This window comes from Pseudomonas sp. GCM10022186 (genome assembly GCF_042656385.1).
In the GTDB taxonomy this organism is placed as follows: Bacteria; Pseudomonadota; Gammaproteobacteria; order Pseudomonadales; family Pseudomonadaceae; genus Metapseudomonas.
The window spans coordinates 239,435-261,967 of record NZ_JBHSOU010000044.1 but is presented as its reverse complement, the minus strand read 5'-3'; the positions used below and the strand labels follow the sequence as shown (position 1 = coordinate 261,967).

Below are 22,533 nucleotides of genomic sequence, written 5' to 3'. Positions count from 1 at the left end.
CTAGAAACAGGCGGACGGATCGCGTTCCGCCGGGCTGCAGGATCGACTGATGCACACCAACTTCCTCAAGACCTACTACGAAGCCACGGTCGAGAAACCGACCTTTCCCGCCCAGTCCGGACGGATCGATGCCCGCGTCTGCATTCTCGGCGGCGGCCTGGCCGGACTTTCGACCGCCCTCGGCCTGGCCGAGCGCGGCGTAACCGATGTGGTGGTGCTGGAATCCCATGGCGTCGGCCATGGTGCCTCGGGGCGCAATGGCGGTTTCGTCTTCGGCGGCTACAGCCTGGGCAACGCCGACCTTCTCGCCACACTGGGCGCGGCGGAGGCCCGCCGCCTGTATCGGCTGACCATCGATGCGGTAGACCTGATCCGCAGCCGCGTCCGGCAATACGGCATCGACTGCGACCTGGTGGACAAGGGCGTGATCCTCGCCAACTGGTTCAACGACCCCGCTCGCCTGGAAACCCCGCGCAAGCTGATGAAGGAAGCCTACGGCGTGGATTGGCAGTACATCCCGCCCGGCCAGTTGAAGGAGATGCTGAAGACCGGGCGCTACTTCGGCGGCCTGCTGGAGCGCAACGCCTTTCACTTCCATCCGCTGAAGTACGTCTGCGGCGTCGCCCGCACGGTGGCCGGATTGGGCGTCCGCATCCACGAGCGCTCCCCCGCCCTGGCCATCGAAAGACGCGCCGGAAAATACCTGGTGAAGACCGCCGGCGGCGAAGTGCATGCCGAGCATGTCGTGTTTTCCGGCGGCGGCTATGCGCGCGGCGTTTATCGCCCCGTCGAGCGCGCGGTGTTGCCCATCGCCACCTATGTGGTCGCCACTGAACCGCTCGGCCAGCGCCTGAAGGACGCCATCGACTGCGAAGCGGCGGTCTACGATACGCGCTTCGCCTTCGACTACTACCGCCCGCTGCAGGACAGCCGGATTCTCTGGGGCGGCCGGATCTCCATCCTCGACCGCGGCCCGGAAGCCATCGCCGGCCTGCTCAAGGCAGACCTGGTATCGGTCTACCCCCAGCTGGCAGACGTGGAAATCGAGTACTCCTGGGGCGGGCTGATGAGCTATGGCCGTCACCAGATGGCGCAGATCGGCCAGGATGACGACGGCATCTGGCACGCCATCGGCTTCGGCGGCCACGGCATGGCGCCCACCACCGTGGCTGGCGAGGTGCTGGCGGATGCCATCGCCAACGCCGCGCCGATTCCCGCCGGCTTCAAGAAGTTCGGCCTGACCCGCACCTTCGGCCTCGCCGGCCTGGTCGCCGCGCAGATGACCTACACCGCCTTCCAGGCCCGCGACGCCTTCGATGCGCGGCGGTTGAATCGGTAGGCCGTTGATGGGTATCGCTTCGCTCGCGGAACGCCGCCCGACCCATCCTACAGGTGGGGGTTTCGTAGGATGTGGTTGAGCGAAGCGATACCCATCATTCCGCGTAGAACGCGGAAATTTCCCAACCCCATTTCCGGGGCTTGTTCGCGCCCACATGCATCCCTAACGTGCCCCGGTCGCGGTCAATCCCGCGACCGGGTTTAGCGACCTGAAGCAAGCGGCGCGATAGCGCCTACGGCGCATACGAGAAACGGCGGACGTTTCTGGTACGCACCGGCTCGCATGCAGTTTTCAGGACTGCATCATCTAATGGCGGATCGCGCGGGGAGACCCCTGCGGTCTGCCGGCTCCGTTTGCCCGGTTCGCTAACCCTGCGCGATCCGCCACCCTTCATTTAGCGATGGGGGTGGCGGACTAAACCCGCAAACGGAGAGACACCATGCACGATGCATACACCCCCACCTTCTTCACCCGCCATAACCGCCCGCTACGTGGCGTGATGATCGACAACCAGCCCTGGTTCGCCGCCTACGACTTCGCCCGCCTGTTCGGCCTGCACCATCCACAGACCCTGCCCAAACGCCTCAAGCCCCATGAAACCCGCCGCGCCCGCCTGCGCTATTCCACCGGCAGCGAAGAAACCCTCGACCTCATCAACGAAGCCGGCCTCTACAAGGCGCTGATCCGCTTCGGCCACCCCGAATGCCGGCAACTGGATGAATGGCTGACCCGCGAAGTCATCCCTACCCTGCGCGACCAGCACGCTGAGGACTACTTCCATCCCCGCCGGGTCATGCTCAGTTGGCAATCGCAGCGGCTGATGCTGTTGGAGTGGCAAGGTGAATTGTGGATGCCGTGGCGCGCTCGACGCCTCGGCGAGGGCGAGTCCATCCAATTACGAAGCCATGCACCCCACCGTAGGATGTGGTGGAGCGCAGCGATACCCATCAATCAATGGCAAGGACGCCAACCATGACCGACTACCGTCGCGACCACACTCCAGGCTCAACCTGGTTCTTCACCCTGAATCTCGCCGACCGGCGAAGCCGCCTGCTCATCGACCAGATCGACCTGCTGCGTGCCAGCTTCCGCTATTGCATGAAGCGTCATCCCTGGCGCATCGACGCGATTGTCATCCTCCCCGAGCACCTTCACGCGTTGTGCACCCTGCCGGAGGGTGACGCCGACTATGCCCGGCGCTGGCGGCTGATCAAGACCGAGTTTTCCCGCGCGCTTCCCTATGGAGAACAGGCATCTGCAAGCCGGTTGAGCAAAGGCGAACGCGGCATCTGGCAGCGCCGGTTCTGGGAGCATCGCATTCGTGACGAAGAAGATTTCGCGCGACATGTGGATTACATCCACCACAACCCGCGCAAACATGGTTACGTCGAACGCGTGGCCGATTGGCCGTGGTCGTCGTTTCATCGGTATGTGAAGGCGGGCATCCTGCCGCTGGATTGGGCGGGGAGCGGAGACGATATCGACATCGGTGCGGGGGAACGGTGATGGGTTTCGCTCTAGCGGAGCGAAACCCATCAAACGAAAAAGCCCCGGCAAATACCGGGGCTTCCTCATTCAACACATCACTCAGCCATTGCTAGGAAAGGCGAACTGGGCGGCCTCATGGGTCGCGCGCTGCGGCCAGCGCTGGGTGATGGCCTTGCGGCGGGTGTAGAAGCGCACGCCGTCCGGGCCGTAGGCGTGCAGGTCGCCGAACAGCGAGCGCTTCCAGCCGCCGAAGCTGTGGTAGGCCACCGGTACCGGCAGTGGCACGTTGACGCCGACCATGCCCACTTCGATCTCGTCGCAGAACAGGCGGGCGGCTTCGCCGTCGCGGGTGAAGATGCAGGTGCCGTTGCCGTATTCGTGCGCGTTGATCAGCTGCATGGCGGCTTCCAGGCTGTCGACGCGGACGATGCACAGCACCGGGCCGAAGATCTCTTCCTGGTAGATGCGCATGTCGGCGGTGACGCGGTCGAACAGGGTGCCGCCGACGAAGTAGCCGTCTTCGTGGCCGGCCACGCGATAGCCGCGGCCGTCCACCACCAGTTCGGCACCGGCTTTGAGGCCGTCGTCGATGTAGCCGACCACCTTGTCGCGGGCGGCGGCGGTGACCAGCGGGCCCATGTCGAGGCCAGTGCAGGTGCCGGCGCCAACCTTCAGGCCCTTGATCTGCGGGACGAGCTTGTCCACCAGGGCATCGGCGATCTGGTCGCCCACGCACACCGCCACCGAGATGGCCATGCAGCGCTCGCCGCAGGAGCCGTAGGCGGCGCCCATCAGCGCGCTGACGGCGTTGTCGAGGTCGGCGTCGGGCATCAGCACGGCGTGGTTCTTGGCGCCGCCCAGGGCCTGCACGCGCTTACCGCGCTTGGCGCCTTCGGTGTAGATGTACTCGGCGATCGGGGTGGAACCGACGAAGCTGATGGCTTTGACTTCCGGCGCCTCGATCAGCGCGTCCACCGCTTCCTTGTCGCCATTGACAACGTTGAGCACGCCCTTGGGCAGGCCGGCCTGGTGGAAGAGTTCGGCGATCAGCAGGGTGGAGCTCGGGTCGCGCTCGGAGGGCTTCAAGATGAAGGTGTTGCCGCAGGCGATGGCCAGCGGGTACATCCACAGCGGCACCATGGCCGGGAAGTTGAAGGGGGTGATGCCGGCGACCACGCCGAGCGGCTGGAAGTCGCTCCAGGCGTCGATGTTCGGGCCGACGTTGCGGCTGTATTCGCCCTTGAGGATTTCCGGGGCGGCGCAGGCGTATTCGACGTTCTCGATGCCGCGCTTGAGCTCGCCGGCGGCGTCTTCCAGGGTCTTGCCGTGCTCTTCGCTGATCAGCTGGGCGATGACCGCCTCGTTCTGTTCCAGCAATTGCTTGAAGCGGAACAGCACCTGGGCGCGCTTGGCCGGCGGGGTGTTGCGCCAGGCCGGGAAGGCGGCCCTGGCGGCGTCGATGGCCTGCTGCACGGTGGCGCGGCTGGCCAGGCCCAACTGGTGGATGGCCTCGCCGGTGGACGGATTGAACACCTCGGTGGTGCGGCCTTGCTCAGTGATGCGCTCGCCGTTGATCAGGTGCGGGATGCTGCTCATGGGTGGGGTCTCTTGTAGGGCTTTATTCGGTTGGTCCGCAGGGGTGGCATTCCCTCTCCCCAGCCCTCTCCCGGAGGGAGAGGGAGCAGACCGTGCGTTACTTGAGTTCGGTTTCCACGAATACCACTTCGTGGTCGCTGGCGTTGATCACGTTGTGTTCCACGCCCGCCTTGCGGAAGTAGCTCTGCCCGGCCACCAGGGGGGCGTGCTTGTCGCCCTCCGGGGTTTCCAGCAGCAGGGTACCGTTGGTCATGGGCACCACCACGTAGTCGTAACCGTGGCGGTGGCTGCCGGTTTCGGCACCGGGAACGAAGCGCCACTCGGTGACTATCACCTCGTCGTTGTCCACCTGCACGGTGGGCACCGCCTGGGGGCGCTGGCTCATCAGTTGACGCCCTGCAGGGCCTGGCCGACGGCGTCGAACAGGCGGTCCAGCTCTTCCGGCTTGGCGTTGAAGGTCGGGCCGAACTGCAGGGTGTCGCCACCGAAGCGCACGTAGAAACCGGCCTTCCACAGGGCCATGCCGGCCTCGAACGGACGGACGATGGCGTCGCCGTCGCGCGGGGCCAGCTGCAGGGCACCGGCCAGGCCGCAGTTGCGGATGTCGATCACGTGCCTGGCGCCCTTCAGGCCGTGGATGGCCTTTTCGAAGTGCGGGGCCAGCTCGGCGGATTGCTGCACCAGGTTTTCCTTCTCCAGCAGGTCCAGGGCGGCCAGGCCGGCGGCGCAGGCGACCGGGTGCGCGGAGTAGGTGTAGCCGTGGGTGAACTCGACGGCGTACTCGGGCGTCGCCTGGTTCATGAAGGTCTGGTAGATCTCGCGGCTGGCGATCACCGCACCCATGGGGATGGCGCCGTTGGTGACCTGCTTGGCCACGTTCATGATGTCCGGGGTCACGCCGAAGTATTCGGCACCGGTCAGCTTGCCCATGCGGCCGAAGGCGGTGATCACCTCATCGAAGATCAGCAGGATGTTGTGCGCATCGCAGATCTCGCGCAGGCGCTGCAGGTAGCCCTTGGGCGGTACCAGCACGCCGGCGGAGCCGGACATGGGCTCGACGATCACCGCGGCGATGTTGGAGGCGTCGTGCAGCTCGATCAGCTTGAGCAGTTCGTTGGCCAGTTCCACACCGCCGGTCTCGGCCATGCCCTTGGTGAAGGCCAGGCCCGGTTGCAGGGTGTGCGGCAGGTGGTCGACATCCATCAGTTGGCCGAACATCTTGCGGTTGCCGCCGATGCCGCCCAGGGCGGTGCCGGCGACGTTCACGCCGTGGTAGCCACGGGCGCGGCCGATCAGCTTGGTCTTGCTCGGCTGCCCCTTCAGGCGCCAGTAGGCGCGGGCCATCTTGATGGAGGTGTCGGCGCTCTCGGAGCCGGAGCCGGTGAAGAACACGTGGTTCAGCTCGCCGGGGGTCAGGCTGGCGATCTTCTCGGCCAGCTGGAAGGACAGCGGGTGGCCGTACTGGAAGGCCGGGGCGTAGTCGAGGGTGCCGAGCTGCCTGGCCACGGCTTCCTGGATTTCCTTGCGGGTATGGCCGGCGCCACAGGTCCACAGGCCGGACAGGCTGTCATAGATGCGGCGGCCCTGGTCGTCGATCAGCCAGCTGCCTTCGGCGCCGACAATCAAGCGCGGATCGCGCTGGAAGTTGCGGTTGGCGGAGAAGGGCATCCAGTGAGCATCCAGCTTGAGCTGGCTGGCGAGGGGAAGCTGGGCGTTCTGCGGCATGTTCATGTCTGGCCTCTAAAGTGTCTTGTTCTGGGGAACGACGGGCTACTTGCTGCCAACATTGCCACGGGCATAAAGTCACGAAAATCCAACTTTTCAAATCTTTAGGTTAGAGGTTACTAAACCATGAGCAGCCGTCGCCCCGAGCCGCTGGCGCAGGTCAGCGATTTCGATATCCGCCTGCTGCGCATCTTCCGCAGCGTGGTGGAATGCGGCGGCTTCTCCGCCGCCGAGAGCGTGCTGGGCATCGGCCGCTCGGCCATCAGCCAGCAGATGAGCGACCTGGAGCAGCGCCTGGGCCTGCGCCTGTGCCAGCGCGGCCGCGCCGGCTTCGCCCTGACCGAGGAAGGCCGCGAGGTGTACCACTCGTCCATGCAGTTGCTGGCGGCGCTGGAGACCTTCCGCACCGAGGTCAATGGCCTGCACCAGCACCTGCGCGGCGAGTTGAACATCGGCCTCACCGACAACATGGTGACCCTGCCGCACATGCGCATCACCCATGCGCTGTCGCGGCTGAAGGAACGCGGCCCGGACGTGCAGATCAACATCCGCATGACACCGCCCAGCGAGGTGGAGCAAGGGGTGCTCGACGGCCGTCTGCACGTCGGCGTGGTGCCGCAAACCGTGGCCCTTTCCGGCCTGGAATACCGACCGCTGTACAGTGAGCGCTCGCTGCTCTACTGCGCCGTGGGCCACCCACTGTTCTATGCCGCCGACGAGCAGCTCAGCGACGAGCGACTGAACCAGCAGGACGCCGTCGCCCCCACCTTCCGCCTGCCGGCGGAGATCCAGGCCCAGTACCAGGCGCTCAGCTGCACGGCCAGCGCCTCGGACCGCGAGGGCATGGCCTTCCTCATCCTCACCGGGCGCTACATCGGCTACCTGCCGGACCACTACGCCGCCTTCTGGGTGCAGCAGGGACGGCTGCGGGCGCTGAAGCCGGCGAGCCGCTTCTATGACCTGTCGCTGTCGTCGGTGACCCGCAAGGGGCGCCGGCCGCACCTGGTGCTGGAGAGCTTCCTCGAGGCGCTCGCCGCGACCAGTTGAGGAACCGGGTCTTGTAGGGGGATATCGCTCTTCATATCCACCAGCGAGGTCGTGCAAGACACCGATGGTGGCAATCCCCAAAGGGATTTCCACCCTACGCGCCGATTGATATGGAATCTCCCAAAACGGAGGTCGGTTCAATCCCGACAAAACGGCAAATAACCTGACCGGCGCAACAGTTTTGGCTTGTCGGACAGGCCAGGCTTGGGGTATCAGTGCAGTCGCCAATTCCCATAAGAATCAGGAAGCCCATGACCTCACTGGTGCCCGCCCACAGCCCGAGCCCTTCCGCCAGACCGGCCGGCCGCATCCGTCAGAAGAATGAAGAACTGATACTCGCCGCCGCCGAGGAAGAATTCGCCCGCCACGGCTTCAAGGGCACCAGCATGAATACCATCGCCCTGCGCGCCGGGCTGCCCAAGGCCAACCTGCACTACTACTTCAGCAACAAGCTGGGGCTGTACATCGCGGTGCTGAGCAACCACCTGGAACTCTGGGACAGCACCTTCAATACCCTCACCGCCGATGACGACCCGGCCGAAGCGCTGGCCCGCTACATCCGCGCCAAGATGGAGTTCTCCCGCCGCCACCCGCTGGCCTCGAAGATCTTCGCCATGGAGATCATCAGCGGCGGAAGCTGCCTGGAGGCGCACTTCGACCAGGACTACCGTGCCTGGTTCAAGGGCCGCGCCGGGGTGTTCGAGGCCTGGATCGCCGCTGGCAAGATGGACCCGGTGGACCCGGTCAACCTGATCTTCCTGCTCTGGGGCAGCACCCAGCACTACGCCGACTTCAATACCCAGATCTGCCGGGTCACCGGGCGCAAGCGCCTGACCAGGGACGATTTCGAAGCGGCCACCCAGAACCTCATCCAGATCATCCTCAAGGGCTGCGGCCTGACTCCCCCTGCGACTGCCTGATGCCCTACACGCTGTCCGCTCCCGCCGAATACCGCGAGGAGATCAAGAAAAGCCGCTTCATCGCCCACGCGGCACAAGTGGCCAGCGTCGAGCAAGCGCAGGCCTTCATCGCCCGCCTGTCCGAACCCGGCGCCTCCCACAACTGCTGGGCCTGGAAGCTGGGCAACCAGTATCGCTTCAGCGACGACGGCGAACCCGGCGGCACCGCCGGCCGCCCCATCCTAGCCGCCATCGAGGGCCAGGATTGCGACCAGGTGGCGGTGCTGGTGATCCGCTATTACGGCGGCATCCAGCTCGGCACCGGCGGCCTGGCCCGCGCCTACGGCGGCAGCGCCGCCAAGTGCCTGCAGGGCGGCGAACGCGTGGAACTGGTGGCCCGCAGCCGCATCAGCTGCCATCCCGGGTTCGCCGAATTGCCACTGCTCAAGGCGCGCTTGGGCGAGTTCGAGGCCCTGGTGGAAAGCGAAGCCTTCGATGCCGAAGGCGCGGAACTGGTGCTGGCGCTCCCCGAAGGCCGGATCGCCGGGCTGGAGCAGCTCCTGCGGGACATCAGCCGGGGCCGGCTGGAAATAAAGCGGCTCTGACCCCCATCGAATACCACCCACATTTTCTGTGGAGCCCGCTGTGGATAACTCGTGGGCTTTTGTCTGTAAGGCAGCAGCGGCGCGGCTTAGCAAGAACTGTTCGCTTTTTGCCCAGTACCCGGCTTATCCCCTGCCCCAAACATAAGCACCTGATTTACGGTGCATTCCTCCGCGCACCAATGCGGCGCAGCAAGCGCTCGGCAGGTCCGCGCTTGTCCACGTCCAGCGGGGAAAAGACTGTGGATAAGCTTGGGAGTATCCGCCGCAGCCCAAGGCTGGCGAGCCTTGCGAAAGACTGATCAAAAAACGAACAGAACCAGCCCGACGGAGTGCTTCCGTACCTGGCGCATGAATCCGCCCAAACAACAGGTAAACTTTCCGCCATCCCGCCTGATGAAGAGAACCCACCATGTACGAATGGCTGAATGCCCTGCCCAAGGCCGAGCTGCACCTGCATCTGGAAGGTTCGCTGGAACCCGAACTGCTGTTCGCCCTGGCCGAACGCAACAAGGTGGTGCTGCCCTGGGCCGATGTCGAAACCCTGCGCAAGGCGTACGCCTTCAACAACCTGCAGGAGTTCCTCGACCTCTACTACCAGGGCGCCGACGTGCTGCGCACCGAGCAGGACTTCTACGACCTGACCTGGGCCTACCTGCAACGCTGCAAGGCGCAGAACGTGATCCACACCGAGCCGTTCTTCGACCCGCAGACCCACACCGATCGAGGCATTCCCTTCGAAGTGGTGCTGTCCGGCATCCGCCAGGCCCTGGAAGATGGTCGCGAGCAACTGGGCATCAGCTCCGGGCTGATCCTCAGCTTCCTGCGCCACCTCTCCGAGGAAGAAGCGCAGAAGACCCTCGACCAGGCCCTGCCCTTCCGCGACGCCTTCATCGCCGTCGGCCTGGACAGCTCGGAAAAGGGCCACCCGCCGAGCAAGTTCCAGCGGGTGTTCGACCGCGCCCGTGCCGAAGGCTTCCTCACCGTCGCCCACGCGGGCGAGGAAGGCCCGCCGGAGTACATCTGGGAAGCGCTGGATCTGCTCAAGATCGAACGTATCGACCACGGCGTACGCGCCATCGAGGACGAGCGCCTGATGCAGCGCATCATCGACGAGCAGATCCCGCTGACCGTCTGCCCGCTGTCCAACATCAAGCTCTGCGTGTTCGAGCACATGCGCCAGCACAACATCCTCGAGATGCTGGAGCGCGGTGTGAAGGTGACGGTGAACTCCGATGACCCGGCCTATTTCGGCGGTTATGTCACGGAGAACTTCGCCGCCCTGCACGAGCACCTGGGGATGACCGAGGACCAGGCCAGGCGCTTGGCGCAGAACAGCCTGGATGCGCGCCTGATTAAATAAGGCAGCACCCGCTGCGGGCTGAATCCGTAGGAGCGAATTCATTCGCGAAAGGGTCGCGAAGCGGCCCTGTAGGGCGGATAGCGCTTTTCATGTCCACCATCAGCGCCCTCATCTGCCGCCGATGGTGGACCGGTAGAGCGTGATCCACCCGAATCGGCAGAGTTCGCGCTAATCCACCACCACTCGCAATTCCGGCTTGCCACCCTCCTCGCCCGCCAGTTCTTCCAGGGTCAGGCCACGCGTCTCCATGCCGAACACCCAGACCACCAGCGCCGCCACGCCGAAACAGGCCGCCCCCAGGGCGAAGACACCGCCCTGGCCGGTGAGGGGGAATAGCAGGCCGGTGACGGCCGGTCCCAGCAGCGAGCCGATGCGCCCCACCGCCGAGGCGAAGCCGGAACCGGTGGCGCGGGCCGAGGTGGGATAGAGCTCCGGCGTGTAGGTGTAAAGCACCGCCCACATGCCGAACAGGAAGAACTGCATGGCCAGGCCGGTGCCGATCAGCAGCGTCTGGTTGCCGCCGAACACCGCGCTTTGCCCGTAGAAGAAGGCCATGACGCCGCCCCCCAGGAGGGTCAGCACACAGGTAGGTTTGCGCCCCCAGCGTTCCACCAGCCAGGCGGCGGCAAGAAAACCGGGAATGCCGCCGAGAGAGATCAGCACTGTGTAGTAGACCGATTGGGTAACGGCGAAACCGGACTGCTGCAACAGGGCGCTGAGCCAGGAGGTGAGGCCGTAGAAACCCAGCAGGGCGAAGAACCAGAGGCTCCAGAGCATCAGCGTGCGGCGCCGATAGCGCGCCGACCAGAGCTCACCGAAGGCGCTGAAGAAGCCCGGTGCGCGAGTCGCCTGGCGCGGCATGCGCTGGGGCTCGGGCAGGCTGCTGGCGCCGAGGGACGCCATGACCCGCCGCTCGATGCCGCGCAGCACCTTGTCCGCGTCCTTGAGCCGGCCCACCTGTTCCAGCCAGCGCGGGGACTCCGGAATGAGGAAACGGATGGCGAGGACGAAGATCGCCGGGAAGGCCAGGACCAGGAAGATGTCGCGCCAGCCAATGCGCTCCAGCAGGAAGTAGGAGAGCGTCCCGGCAGCGACGAAGCCCAGCGGCCAGAAGCCATCCATCAGGGCGATGTAACGGCCGCGGCGGCTGGCCGGGATCATCTCGGACAGCAGCGACTGGGCGATGGGGAATTCCATGCCCATGCCGATTCCCAGCAGGATGCGGAAGAGGGTCAGGGTTTCCACGTCCTGGGCGGTGGAGCAGAGGTAGCTGGCCAGGCCCCAGAGGATGATGCTGCCCTGGAATACCGGCTTGCGCCCGAAACGGTCGGCCAGAAGCCCGGACAGCGAAGCACCGAGCACCATGCCGAAGAAGCTGGAGCTGGCCAGCAGGCCCGCCTGGGCGCTGCTCAGGCCGAACTCGGCCTTAATCGAGCCAAGCAGGAAGGTCATCATCGCCAGGTCCATGGAGTCGAAGAAGAAGGCCAGGGCGATGATGATGAAGATCAGCCGGTGGTAACCGCTGACGGGCAGGCGTTCGAGGCGTTCGGCGGCACTGTAGCCAGGTGCGTGCATGGGGAGTCCCTTCCTTCACTACGGGGTGTGCTCCCGAGTATGGGCGGGGGACAGGCAGGGGTAGTTCGCTGGATGCGACCTGGGGGCAGCTCTGGCCGACCAGAACGGGCTGCAGGCATTACCTGTGGGAGCGAATTCATTCGCCAAGCAGGCCGCAGGGCTGCCATTCGGAGGTTGCAGGGGCAGCTTCGCCGCCCTTGGCGAATGAATTCGCCCCTACAACGGCCCCTACCTCCCGTGAGCGATCTCAATCGCGAAAAGGGCCGCAGCGCGGCCCTCTCGTCATTCGCTCGGCGCCCGGCGCCGGCCGGTCACCATGGACCAGGGCAGGTTCTCGCGCGTGCGCACGCTTTCCACCAGCGCGGCCAGCACATGTATGCAGGCCAGCCCGAACAGGCCGTCGGCCATGTACACATGGATGTCCCGGGGCAGGTCCTCGCCCCAGAAGTAGTCGACTTCTTCCATCAGGAAGCCGGTGACGCCCAGGCCCAGCATCAGCAAGAGCATCAGGATCATCACCAGGCCGCCCAGGGGCGAGTGGCCGAGGCGATGCATGTGCCCGCCACTGAGCAGTGCCCGGGCGTGGGCGACCAGGCGCGCCGGGCGGGGCCAGAAGTCCGCCCAGCGTGCCGGCCTGGGGCCCACGAAGCCCCAGGCCACGCGCACCAGCACTACCGCCACGGCGTAGTAGCCGAGCCAGCGGTGCCAGCCGTCACCTGCCTCGTTGAGGAAGTAGTCGCCGATGAAGGCGGCCACCAGGGACCAGTGGCCGATCCGCACCACGGGGTCCCATAGGCGAACGGTCTCGGCGCTCACCACTTATTCCTCGATCTCCTGCTTGACCACCTTGCCGTCAACCGGGTTGAAGTAGATCTCGACCTTGCGCTTGTCCTTGTCCCAGCCGTAGATCTCGTAGCAATTGCCGGCGGTGACCTTGAAGACCTTGATGTCATAGCCCTGGGCCTTGAGGTCGTCCTGGAACTTGGTCTGGTCTTGCCACTGGGCCTTGTCGGCAGTGGTGCATTCGGTCTTGGCGAAGGTCAGCGGGCTGACGAGGGCCAAAGAAAGCAGGAGGAGCTTACGCATGGTGTTGACCTCTGATTGTGCGTTGTATGGCTAAAGGCAATGCAAGGGCTTCTCATTCACTGCCATGAGGGTGGAGATTAGGCCAGGCGCCCACGGCTGTCATTTCCCGGCCCGCCACGCCTCAGCGATGTTCGACCGCGAACTGCCCTCTTCCTGCGTGCTTGGCGCGATAGCAAGCTGTATCAGCTTGTTTCAGCAGCTCGGTGGGATGGGCGTTGGCGCTGTGGATGCAGGCCATGCCGACACTGGCGCCGACGCGGAACTCCCGCCCGTCCCAGGCCAGTACATGGCCCTGGATCTGGGCGATCAACCGCGTCGCCAGCAACTCCGCCTGGGGCAATGGGCAACTGCGCAGGATCAGCGCGAATTCGTCTCCACCCAGGCGCGCCAACTGGTCGCCCGCACGGACCTGGGCGTGCATCAACCTGGAAAGCTGGCGCAGCAGTTCGTCGCCGGCGGCGTGGCCGGCACTGTCGTTGACCTGCTTGAAGCGGTCCAGGTCGATGAAGCAGAGCACGCTGTGACCGTCGTTCTGCAGCACATCGCGACAGCTGTCGGCGAGAGCGTCCTCGAAGGCCGGCCGATTGAGCAGGCCGGTGAGGGCATCGTGGGTGGCCGCATAGCGCAGGTGCTTCTGCATGGCCCGCGCCTCGCTGACGTCGGTCAGCACCAGCACGCTGCCGAGCAGTGCGCCGTCGGAACTTCGCATGGGCGCCGCCTGGCCACGCAGGGCGATGCTGCCACCCGCCGGATGACGCAACGAGGCCAGGCCCTGGAGGCTGGCGGCGCTGCCCTGCTCCAGGCAGTCGCGCACCGGGTTGGCAACCAGGCGACCGTCTTCCCCTTCCAGCAGCAGCACCTGTTCGATGGGCAGACCCCGTGCCTCGTCGCTGCGCCAGCCGCTGAGGCGCTCGGCCACCGGATTGAGGAAGCTGACCCGGCCGTCGAGGTCGGTGGTGATGACGCCGTCGCCGATGGCGTCGAGGGTTACCTGCAGTCGCTCGCGTTCGTCCCGCAGACGCTCGGCCAGCTGCCGCAGTTCGCTGACATCCCAGTTGGTGCCGATCAGACGCAAGGGTTTGCCAGCGGTATCGCGGAGCAGGCGCGCGTGGCCCTTGATCGCCCGCACCTCGCCGTCGGCGCGACGGATTCGGAACTCGATGTCCAGGCGTCCGCGGCCTTCCCGCGCGGCCAGGACTTCGCGTTGGACCCGGGCCGCGTCATCCGGGTGCAGGTGGGCCAGCCAGTCCGCATAGGACAGCGCGCCATCGCCTGCAGGAAGGCCGTAGAGGCGGTACATGCCGTCGTCCCAGAGCAGGCGGTCGTTGGCCAGGTCCCACTCCCAGACGCCGACTCCGCTGGCCTCGGTGGCCACCGAGTAGCGTCGTGCCAGTTCCGCCTCACGCGCCTCGGCCCGCTTGCGGCGGTCGATGTCCTCGATCTGGGAAATGAAGTAGAGCGGCTCGCCTTCATGGTCACGCACCAGCGAAACCGCCAGCAGCCCCCAGATTTCCCGACCGCTCTTGTGCAGGTAGCGCTTCTCCAGGCGGTAGCTGTGACGACGCCCAGCGAGGATTTCCCGCACCAGTTCCAGATCACCGGCCAGATCGTCCGGGTGGGTGACGTCCTGGAAGCCAATCACCGAGAGCTCTTCCTCGCGATAGCCGAGCATCTCGCAAAGGGCCCGGTTGACCCGCTGCCAGCGGCCGTCGAGGCCAACCAGGGCCATGCCGATGGCGGAATGGTCCATGGCATCGCGAAAGCGTGTTTCGCTGGCGGTCAGCTCGCGGCGGCGCTTGCGCAGTTGCTCCACGGCCGAAGCCAGAAGGAGTGCCGGCAGCAGCGCCAGCAACAGCGGCAGATAGATCAGCAGGTTGCGCCAGCCCTGGTCCAGGAGCGAGGCGTCGAGCAGCCCCAGGGCGATGATCAGGCCACCACTCACCGACGCGAGCGCCACCAGCAGCGCGGTGCTGGCGAAATTCAGGCGCACCGCGGCAATCATCAGTGGCAGGGACAGGTAAACGAAGGGGAAAGGCAACAGCAGCAACGCGAAGGGCACGCCCAGCAGGACCATGGCCCCATAGAGGAGCAATTCGGGACGACGACGCTCACCGAGCAGCTCCCACCAACTGCGCTGGCGCAGCCAGACGGCCAGGGGTAGCACCGAAACGGCGCCGAGCATGGCCCCCTCGACCCAGTACATCCAGCCACGCTCGAAGGAATCCAGTCCCTGCCAGGCCAGGATGCTCGCCCCCAGGCTGGCGCCCACCAGCGGCGGCAGCAGGGCGCCGAAACAGATGAACTGCAGGAAGGCGCCAGGGCTTTCGTTCATTCGCCAGGCGGCGCCGCTGACCCGCAACAGGGCACAGGCCAGGACGATCTCCAGCAGGTTGGGGGGGATGAAGCTGGCAGCCAGGGGCAAGGCATCACCGAAGGCCAGGTTGGCCAGCAGGTTGGCCAGCATCGCCGCCCCCAGCAGGGGGGCCCAGCGGCGCAGGGGCTGGTCCCAGAGCAAGGCCACGACGAAAGCATTGGCGTACCAGAGGGTGGCGATGCTGCCGGGCTGGCGTGATAGCCAGACCGCCCCGAGGGCCAGCAGCAGATAGCCGCAGAAGACCCGCAACAGGGTCGCCGGAAAGTCGCCCGGCTCACGGGTGCAGCGCATCAGGCGGCCCTCCCACGGCAGGCGGCGGGCACGTGGCCGGCAGGATTCAGGCAGGTCGGACGCAAGTCAGCCACGAGGTTCTCCACGCAGGCCACGGCTTATCCAGACAATAGCGGAACCTCGGGCCCAAGCAATTCGGTGATCAGACGCCGGCTTGGCCGCGACCGACACTCAGGCCCAGGGCGCGCCGACGAGCAGCGCGGCGCAGCGCGCCTGGACGAAGTCGCGGAGCAGGTGCACCGGCTTGCTCAGCTGGGCGCGATGGGCGCAGATCAGATTCAGCGGCGTGGCCTCTCCGCGGTACCGTGGCAGGGCCAGCTCCAGGCGCCCGGCACGGACGTCGCCGGCCACGTCCAGCCAGGATTTGTAGGTCAGCCCTTGCCCGGCCAGGGCCCAGCGCCGCACCACGTCGGCATCGTCGCAGACGCGATTTCCCGCCACCGTCACCACCTGCTCACGACGCCCTTCGCTGAAGCTCCAGCGGTCGTGGACGCGTCCGCCCAACTGGTAGAGCAGGCAATTGTGCCGGGTCAGGTCATCGGGCCGTTGCGGTCGGCCATGGCGGGCGAAGTAGCCGGGCGAGGCGCAGAGTACGCGGCGGTTGCCGGCGGCGAGCGGCAGGGCCACCAGGCTGGAGTCCTCCGGTTCGCCATAACGCAGGGCGATGTCCACCGCCTGGCGGAACAGGTCGGCGACGCGGTCGCTCAGGTGCAGGCGCAGGTTGAGCCGCGGGTGCTCGCGCTGGAACTCGTCGAGCCAGGGCAGCAGCACGTTGCGGCCGAAGTCCGAGGGCACCGACAACTGCAGCACCCCGGCGATGTCCTCGCGGCCACCGGCCAGCAGGCGCTGGCCCTCCGCCAGGCTCTCCAGGGCATTGCGCGCATGGGCGAGGAACTGCTCGCCCTCGGGGGTGAGGCGCAGGCTGCGGGTGGAGCGCACCAGGAGCCGTGCCTCCAGTTGCTGCTCCAGGCGCTTGAGCGCGGCGCTGGCCACGGCGGGCGAGACGTCCAGCTTGCGGGCGGCCGCCGAGAGGCTACCGTGGTCGGCGGTGTTGACGAACAGGGCGAGGTCGTCGAGGCGCAGCATTTTCAATATTCCTTTGAAAGACTGTCGCTTTCTAGCCGATTTTTCTCGCCTACGAAATAACCGACCATGCGACCCATTCAGCCCCGCAAGCGGAGAATTCCGATGAAAGCCGTCGCCTACTTCCAGAACCTGCCCATCGACGACCCCAAGGCCCTGCAGGACATCGTGCTGCCGGAGCCCCAGCCGGCCCCCCGCGACCTGCTGGTGGAAGTCCGCGCCATTTCGGTGAACCCGGTGGACACCAAGGTCCGCCGCAACGCCGCGCCGGAAGCCGGCCAGCCCAAGGTACTGGGCTGGGACGTGGCCGGCGTGGTCAAGGCGGTGGGCAGCGAGGTGAGCCTGTTCCAGCCGGGCGACCGGGTGTTCTATGCCGGCGACCTGACCCGCCAGGGCGGCAACGCCGAATTCCACCGGGTGGACGAGCGGATCGTCGGGCATATGCCCAAGAGCCTGGATTTCACCCAGGCCGCCGCCCTGCCGCTGACCTCGATCACCGCCTGGGAACTGCTCTTCGACCGCCTGCAGATCGCCGAAAGCCGGGCCGACCAGGGCCAGAGCCTGCTGGTGGTGGGCGCCGCCGGCGGCGTGGGATCGATCCTGGTGCAATTGGCCCGCCAGCTCACCGGCCTGACCGTGATCGGCACCGCCTCCCGCCCGGAAACCCAGGCCTGGGTCCGCGAACTGGGCGCGCATCATGTGCTGGACCACAGCAAGCCGCTGGCCGAGGAACTGCGCCGCGCCGGCCTGCAACAGGTGACCCACGTGGCCAGCCTGACCCAGACCGACCAGCATCTGGACCAGTTGGTGGAAGCCCTGGCGCCCCAGGGCCGCCTCGGCCTGATAGACGACCCGGCCCGGCTGGACGTGGCCAAGCTCAAGCGCAAGAGCCTGTCGCTGCACTGGGAGTTCATGTACACCCGGTCGATGTTCCAGACGCCGGACATGCTCGAGCAGCACCGCCTGTTGGAACGGGTCAGCCAGCTGATCGACGCCGGCGTGCTGAAGACCACCCTGGGCGAGCATTACGGCAGCATCAACGCCGCCAACCTGCGTCGCGCCCACGGCTTGCTGGAAAGCGGCAAGGCCAAGGGGAAGATCGTGCTGGAAGGCTTCGCCTGAGCCCCGAAAGCCCCTTGTGGGTGGATAGCGCTCCTCTATCAACCCAGCCTCGCGCCAGAGCGAGAGTCGTTACCAGGCATTGCTCGAAAGCCTCGGCCGAAGCGCCGCCGAACATCGTTCCAGCAAGGGCGAACCGAGCTGAGACGAACGGAGCAAACCATCAGTCGGCTGCTTGATGCAGGTCATTTTCTGTCATCCGGGCGGGTCTACACTCAAGCTCCCGCCATAAATTTTGGGAGATGACTGAGGTGAAAATTCTCGTTCGTCCGACCACCACCCAACAGGGTGCAAGCTGGCAGGTCTGCCTGGACCAGCACGCGGTGAGTTTCCGCAGCGAAGCCGAAGCGCGCCGCTTCGTCAGCGTCCTCGAGGAGCGCCTGAAGGCGCCCCACATATTGCCGGACTGGTCGCGACGGATCGCCGGTTAGCCCAGGGGCGCCCGGCCGTTGCGGTCGAGGCGCCAGGTCAACAGCGCACAGGCGACTGCCGCGCAGCCGCAGAGGCTGATGACCAGGGCCAGGGGCATGGCGCTGCCGTCGTGCAGCCACCCCACCAGGGCGGCGGCTCCAGCCGCCACACCGAACTGCAGACTGCCCATCAACGCCGAAGCACTCCCCGCGTTCCGGCCTTGGCCGGCCATCGCGCATGCCGAGGCGTTGGGCAGGATGCAGCCCAGGCTGGCGATGCAGCCGAACAGCGGCAGCAGCAGCGGCCAGAGCGCGTCGGTGCGCAGGCTGGACACCAGCAGCAGGACCAGCGCGCACACCAGGTAGAACCAGACCACCCGCCGCATCCAGAATGCCGGGCCCCGATGGCGCAGCAGGACGGCGTTGACCTGGGCGACGAGGATGAAGCCTGCGGCATTGGTGCCGAACAGCCAGCCGTAATGTTCGGGCGGCACGCCATAGAGCTGGATGAAGACGAATGGCGAGCCGGCGATGTAGGCGAACATCCCGGCGATGGCCAGGCCGCCGGTCATGCCGTAGGCGAGGAAAGACAGGTCGCCGAACAGCCGCCGGTACTGCCCCAGGGCGCCACGCAGGGGCGCGCGGGGTGTCACGTCGGAGAGGGTTTCCGGCAGCCAGGCGGCGACGCCGAGCAGCACCAGGGCGCTGAACAGCGTCAGGCCCCAGAAGATCGATTGCCAACCGAACAGCTCCAGCAACAGGCCGCCACCAAGAGGCGCCAGGATCGGCGCCAGCCCCATCACCAGCATCAATTGCGAGAAGGCCTTGGCCGAGGCGATGGGGTCGCAGAGGTCACGCACCACCGCCCGCGACACCACCATGCCGGCACAGCCGCCCAGGGCCTGGACGAAGCGCGCGGCGATCAGCCATTCGAGGCTGGGCGCGAGGGTGCAGGCCACCGAGGCCAGGGTGAAGATGCTGACCCCCAGCAGCAGCGGCGGCCGCCGGCCGTAGCGGTCCGCCAGCGGGCCATAGACCAGTTGACCGAAGGCCAGGCCGACGAAGTAGGAGGCCAGGGTCAGCTGCACATGTTCCACATCCGTGGCGAAGGACTGGGCGATCGCCGGGAAGCTGGGCAGGTAGAAGTCGATGGCCATGGGGCCGAAGGCGCTGAGGGCGCCGAGAAGCAGGAGGATGCGGAAAGTCATGGTCGGGGCTGGCGCCATCCATTGCGGACAAGCGCCAGATACTAGCAGGGGTTGGGGCACAGTTTTCTGTAGGGGCGAATTCATTCGCCAATCGGGCCGCCAGGTCCGACCGCGAACTCCGCAAGGGCGCTGCGCACCTTGGCGAATGAATTCGCCCCTACAATACGATCGATCGATCGCTCGCGACCTACCCCTCGTGCGCCTGCTCGGCCTTGGGTGCCTTCTTGCGGTCCAGCCATTCCGAGGCCTTCTCCACCAGCATGAAGAACATGGGGATGAGGAAGGTCGCCAGCAGGGTCGCCGCCAGCATGCCGCCGATCACCCCGGTGCCGATGGAGTGGCGGCTCGCCGAACCTGCGCCGGAGCTGATGGCCAGGGGCACGCAACCGAGGATGAAGGCCAGGGACGTCATCACGATCGGGCGGAAGCGCAGCTTGGCCGCCTCCAGCGCCGCCTGCATCGGCGGCATGCCCTGTTCGCGGCAGAGCACGGCGAACTCGACGATGAGGATGGCGTTCTTCGCCCCCAGGCCGATCAGGGTCACCAGGCCGACCTGGAAGTACACGTCGTTCTGGATACCCCGCAGCCACACCGCGAGGATGGCGCCGAACACCGCGAAGGGCACCGCGGTGACCACCGCCAGCGGCAGGGTCCAGCGCTCGTACTGGGCGGCGAGGATGAGGAACACCATGATCAGGCCGAAGATGAACGCGGTGCTGCCGGAACCGTGGGTGGCCAGTTCCTGGTAGGCCGAGCCGATCCAGCCGAGGCTGTAGTCCTCGCCCAGCATTTCATCGGCCACTTCCTGCATGGCTTCCAGCGCCTGGCCCGAGCTGTAGCCCGGCGCCGGCCCGCCGAGCACCTTGGCCGCCGGGTAGACGTTGAAGCGGGCGTAGGAGTCCGGTCCGAGGATGCGCTCCACCCGCACCAGCGAGGACAGCGGCACCAGGTCGTCGGAGGTCGAGCGCACATAGACCTGGCTGAGGTCATCCGGCTTGCGACGGAACTCCGGCTCCGACTGCAGGCTCACCTGCCAGGTGCGCCCATAGAGGGTGAAGTCGTTGACGTAGTAGCTGCCGAAGGTGGCCTGCATGGCGGTGAACACATCGTTGATCGCCACGCCCAGGGCGCGGGCCTTGATGCGGTCGAGGTCGATGTAGTACTGCGGCACGTTGGCGTTGAAGGTGGTGTTCACCCCGGCCAGTTCCGGCCGCTTGGCCGCCGCGGCGACGAACTTCTGCACCACCTCTTCCAGTTGCTGCACGGTGCCGCCGCTGCGGTCCTGGATATAGGCCTCGAAGCCGCCTGTGGTACTCATGCCGGTGATGGGCGGCGGGTTGAAGGACAGCACTATGCCATCTCTCTGGCCGGCCCCCATGCCCATGAAGCTGTGGGTCAGGTTGCGCGCATCCAGCTCGGGGGTGGTGCGCTCGCTCCAGTCCTTCAGCGGTACGAAGGACACCCCGGCGTTGCTGCGGGTGCCGAAGGTGAGGATGTCGAAGCCGGCGAAGGTGACCACGTCCTGCACCGCCGGGTGCTTCATCAGTTGTTGGTCGACGGCGCTGGTGAGTTCCTCGGTGCGGGTCAGCGAGGCCGCAGGCGGCAGGAAATAGGCGTTGATCACATAACCCTGGTCCTCGTCCGGCACCAGGGCGCCAGGTACGCGGCCGAACAGCACCACCATCAGGGCGATCATCCCGCCGAACAGCACAAGGCCGATCAGCGCGCGCTTGAGGAAGAACTGCACCCCGGCGCCGTAGCCATCGGTCATGCGTTCGAAGAAGGTGTTGAACCAGCGGAAGGGCGCTGCCGGCTCGCCATGGGTGGGCTTGAGCATCAGTGCGCAGAGCGCCGGCGACAGGGTCAGGGCGACTATGCCGGAGATCACCACCGACACCGCGATGGTGATCGCGAATTGCTGGTACATCTGCCCCGCCAGGCCGCCGAGGAAGCCTACCGGGATGAACACCGCGCAGAGCACCAGCACGATGGCGATGATGGGGCCCGTCACCTCCTCCATGGCCTCGATGGCCGCTTCCCGCGGGCCGATCTTCTTGGTCGCCATCACCCGCTCGACGTTCTCGATCACCACGATGGCGTCGTCGACCACGATACCGATCGCCAGCACCATGCCGAACAGGGTCAGCAGGTTGATGGAAAAGCCGAGCAGGTACATGCCGGCGAAGGTGCCGACCAGGGACACCGGGATCGCCAGTACCGGGATCAGGGTGGCACGCCAGTTCTGCAAGAAAATGAAGACCACCAGCACCACCAGCACCAGGGCCTCGAAGAAGGTATGGATCACCTCTTCGATGGAGACTTCCACGAACTTGGTGGTGTCGTAGGGGATCTTGTAGGCGATGCCCTCGGGGAAGCGCTTGGCCAGCCGCTCCATGGTCGACTTCACCGCTTCGGCGGTATCCAGGGCGTTGGCCCCCGGCTGCAGGTAGATACCGAAGGCGGCGTTCTGCTGGCCGTTGAGAGCGGTCATCAGGGAGTAGTCCTGGGCCCCCAGTTCCACCCGTGCCACGTCTTTGAGCAGCAGGCTGGCGCCCGTGGGGTCGGACCGCAGGATGACGCCCTCGAACTCCTTGGGATCGGTGAAGCGGCCCTGGGTGGTCACCGTGTAGGTGAAGTCCTGGGGCTGGTTCAGCGGTTGCTGGCCGAAGCTGCCGGCGGCGAACTGGGAGTTCTGCTCGCGGATGGCGTTGACCACGTCGGTCGGCGTGAGGTCGTACTGCGCCAGCTTGTCCGGGCGCAGCCAGATGCGCATGGAGTAGTCCTTGGAACCGAACTGGCTGGCTTCACCCACGCCGGGAATCCGCTTCAGCTCGTCGATCACGTTGATCAGCGCGTAGTTGCTGATGTAGATCGGGTCGCGGGAATTGTCCGGGGAATAGAGGGTGACCACCTGGAGGATGTCGGAGGATTTCTTCTCCACCTTCACCCCTTGCCGGCGCACCTCTTCCGGCAGCTTGGCCAGGGCGGCCTGCACCTTGTTGTTGACGTCGATGGTGGCCTGGTCCGGATCACGGCCCACCTGGAAGTACACGGTCAGGCTCATGGCACCGCTGCTGTCGGAGTTGGACAGCTGGTAGATCATGCCCTCCACGCCGTTGATTTCCTGCTCCAGGGGCGCAGCCACGGTCTCGGCGATCACCTGGGAACTGGCGCCCGGGTAGACGGCGGTCACCGATACCTGGGGCGGGAGGATTTCCGGATACTGGGCGATCGGCAGGGCGCGCATGGCGGCGAGGCCGGCGAGCACGATGACGATGGAGATCACCGCAGCGAAGACGGGTCTGTCGATAAAGAAGCGCGAGATCAC

The 22,533-nt window shown here is 66.1% G+C and carries 19 protein-coding genes; 9 read left to right on the top strand and 10 right to left on the bottom strand.

Annotated features, from left to right (window positions below; translation table 11 throughout):
- Positions 1 to 49 precede the first annotated feature (49 nt).
- The 3 genes from ACFPU0_RS15885 to ACFPU0_RS15875 all read left to right on the top strand — a co-directional run bounded on the left by ACFPU0_RS15885 (position 50) and on the right by ACFPU0_RS15875 (position 2,845).
- Entirely contained in the window at positions 50 to 1,339 is a 1,290-nt protein-coding gene (locus tag ACFPU0_RS15885; RefSeq protein ID WP_377694115.1) for an NAD(P)/FAD-dependent oxidoreductase, read from the top strand.
- 439 nt (positions 1,340 to 1,778) lie between these two features.
- Complete coding sequence (locus ACFPU0_RS15880; RefSeq protein WP_377694114.1) at positions 1,779 to 2,315, top strand: Bro-N domain-containing protein; 537 nt, start codon at positions 1,779 to 1,781, stop codon at positions 2,313 to 2,315.
- On the top strand, positions 2,312 to 2,845 hold the full coding sequence (locus ACFPU0_RS15875; RefSeq protein ID WP_377694112.1) for an REP-associated tyrosine transposase: 534 nt from the start codon (positions 2,312 to 2,314) through the stop codon (positions 2,843 to 2,845). Before ACFPU0_RS15880 ends, ACFPU0_RS15875 begins: the two co-directional genes overlap by 4 nt.
- Positions 2,846 to 2,926: 81 nt before the next feature.
- Here the strand turns inward: ACFPU0_RS15875 and ACFPU0_RS15870 are convergent, their stop codons facing one another.
- The 3 genes from ACFPU0_RS15870 to ACFPU0_RS15860 all read right to left on the bottom strand — a co-directional run bounded on the left by ACFPU0_RS15870 (position 2,927) and on the right by ACFPU0_RS15860 (position 6,154).
- Complete coding sequence (locus ACFPU0_RS15870) at positions 2,927 to 4,423, bottom strand: CoA-acylating methylmalonate-semialdehyde dehydrogenase (RefSeq protein WP_377694110.1); 1,497 nt, start codon at positions 4,421 to 4,423, stop codon at positions 2,927 to 2,929.
- A gap of 97 nt (positions 4,424 to 4,520) precedes the next feature.
- Positions 4,521 to 4,808, bottom strand: coding sequence for a cupin domain-containing protein (locus tag ACFPU0_RS15865; RefSeq protein ID WP_377694109.1), 288 nt, complete (start codon positions 4,806 to 4,808; stop codon positions 4,521 to 4,523).
- A complete protein-coding gene (locus tag ACFPU0_RS15860) occupies positions 4,808 to 6,154 on the bottom strand; it encodes an aspartate aminotransferase family protein (protein WP_377694107.1) in 1,347 nt (448 codons plus the stop codon). The genes ACFPU0_RS15865 and ACFPU0_RS15860 overlap by 1 nt, the downstream gene beginning before the upstream one ends.
- Positions 6,155 to 6,274: 120 nt before the next feature.
- On the opposite strand from ACFPU0_RS15860, the gene ACFPU0_RS15855 reads away from it, so the two are divergent.
- From ACFPU0_RS15855 to ACFPU0_RS15840, 4 genes are all read left to right on the top strand, one after another.
- A complete protein-coding gene (locus ACFPU0_RS15855) occupies positions 6,275 to 7,195 on the top strand; it encodes a LysR family transcriptional regulator (RefSeq protein ID WP_377694106.1) in 921 nt (306 codons plus the stop codon).
- Between the two features lie 251 nt (positions 7,196 to 7,446).
- The gene (locus ACFPU0_RS15850) at positions 7,447 to 8,115 is read left to right on the top strand and encodes a TetR/AcrR family transcriptional regulator (protein ID WP_377694105.1); all 669 of its coding nucleotides are present in this window, start codon (positions 7,447 to 7,449) and stop codon (positions 8,113 to 8,115) included.
- Complete coding sequence (locus tag ACFPU0_RS15845; RefSeq protein ID WP_377694103.1) at positions 8,115 to 8,699, top strand: IMPACT family protein; 585 nt, start codon at positions 8,115 to 8,117, stop codon at positions 8,697 to 8,699. The genes ACFPU0_RS15850 and ACFPU0_RS15845 overlap by 1 nt, the downstream gene beginning before the upstream one ends.
- Positions 8,700 to 9,108: 409 nt before the next feature.
- A complete protein-coding gene (locus ACFPU0_RS15840) occupies positions 9,109 to 10,059 on the top strand; it encodes an adenosine deaminase (protein ID WP_377694101.1) in 951 nt (316 codons plus the stop codon).
- Between the two features lie 168 nt (positions 10,060 to 10,227).
- Here the strand turns inward: ACFPU0_RS15840 and ACFPU0_RS15835 are convergent, their stop codons facing one another.
- The 5 genes from ACFPU0_RS15835 to ACFPU0_RS15815 all read right to left on the bottom strand — a co-directional run bounded on the left by ACFPU0_RS15835 (position 10,228) and on the right by ACFPU0_RS15815 (position 16,471).
- Positions 10,228 to 11,634, bottom strand: a complete 1,407-nt coding sequence (locus ACFPU0_RS15835) for an MFS transporter (protein WP_377694099.1) — start codon at positions 11,632 to 11,634, stop codon at positions 10,228 to 10,230.
- Positions 11,635 to 11,916: 282 nt separating this feature from the next.
- Complete coding sequence (locus ACFPU0_RS15830; RefSeq protein ID WP_377694098.1) at positions 11,917 to 12,450, bottom strand: cytochrome b/b6 domain-containing protein; 534 nt, start codon at positions 12,448 to 12,450, stop codon at positions 11,917 to 11,919.
- Positions 12,451 to 12,453: 3 nt separating this feature from the next.
- A complete protein-coding gene (locus tag ACFPU0_RS15825; protein WP_377694097.1) occupies positions 12,454 to 12,720 on the bottom strand; it encodes a PepSY domain-containing protein in 267 nt (88 codons plus the stop codon).
- 121 nt (positions 12,721 to 12,841) lie between these two features.
- Positions 12,842 to 15,385: a PAS domain S-box protein gene (locus ACFPU0_RS15820; RefSeq protein ID WP_377694095.1), complete on the bottom strand. Its 2,544-nt coding sequence runs from the start codon at positions 15,383 to 15,385 to the stop codon at positions 12,842 to 12,844.
- Positions 15,386 to 15,556: 171 nt separating this feature from the next.
- Positions 15,557 to 16,471, bottom strand: coding sequence for a LysR family transcriptional regulator (locus tag ACFPU0_RS15815; RefSeq protein ID WP_377694094.1), 915 nt, complete (start codon positions 16,469 to 16,471; stop codon positions 15,557 to 15,559).
- Between the two features lie 102 nt (positions 16,472 to 16,573).
- Between ACFPU0_RS15815 and ACFPU0_RS15810 the strand changes: the two genes are divergently transcribed.
- Both ACFPU0_RS15810 and ACFPU0_RS15805 read left to right on the top strand, forming a co-directional pair.
- On the top strand, positions 16,574 to 17,590 hold the full coding sequence (locus ACFPU0_RS15810) for a zinc-binding alcohol dehydrogenase family protein (protein ID WP_377694092.1): 1,017 nt from the start codon (positions 16,574 to 16,576) through the stop codon (positions 17,588 to 17,590).
- Positions 17,591 to 17,838: 248 nt separating this feature from the next.
- Positions 17,839 to 18,018: a hypothetical protein gene (locus ACFPU0_RS15805; protein ID WP_377694091.1), complete on the top strand. Its 180-nt coding sequence runs from the start codon at positions 17,839 to 17,841 to the stop codon at positions 18,016 to 18,018.
- Here the strand turns inward: ACFPU0_RS15805 and ACFPU0_RS15800 are convergent.
- The gene (locus ACFPU0_RS15800) at positions 18,015 to 19,205 is read right to left on the bottom strand and encodes a Bcr/CflA family multidrug efflux MFS transporter (RefSeq protein ID WP_377694090.1); all 1,191 of its coding nucleotides are present in this window, start codon (positions 19,203 to 19,205) and stop codon (positions 18,015 to 18,017) included. The two genes, ACFPU0_RS15805 and ACFPU0_RS15800, sit on opposite strands and share 4 nt — an antisense overlap.
- A gap of 187 nt (positions 19,206 to 19,392) precedes the next feature.
- The gene (locus ACFPU0_RS15795; protein WP_377694088.1) at positions 19,393 to 22,533 is read right to left on the bottom strand and encodes an efflux RND transporter permease subunit; all 3,141 of its coding nucleotides are present in this window, start codon (positions 22,531 to 22,533) and stop codon (positions 19,393 to 19,395) included.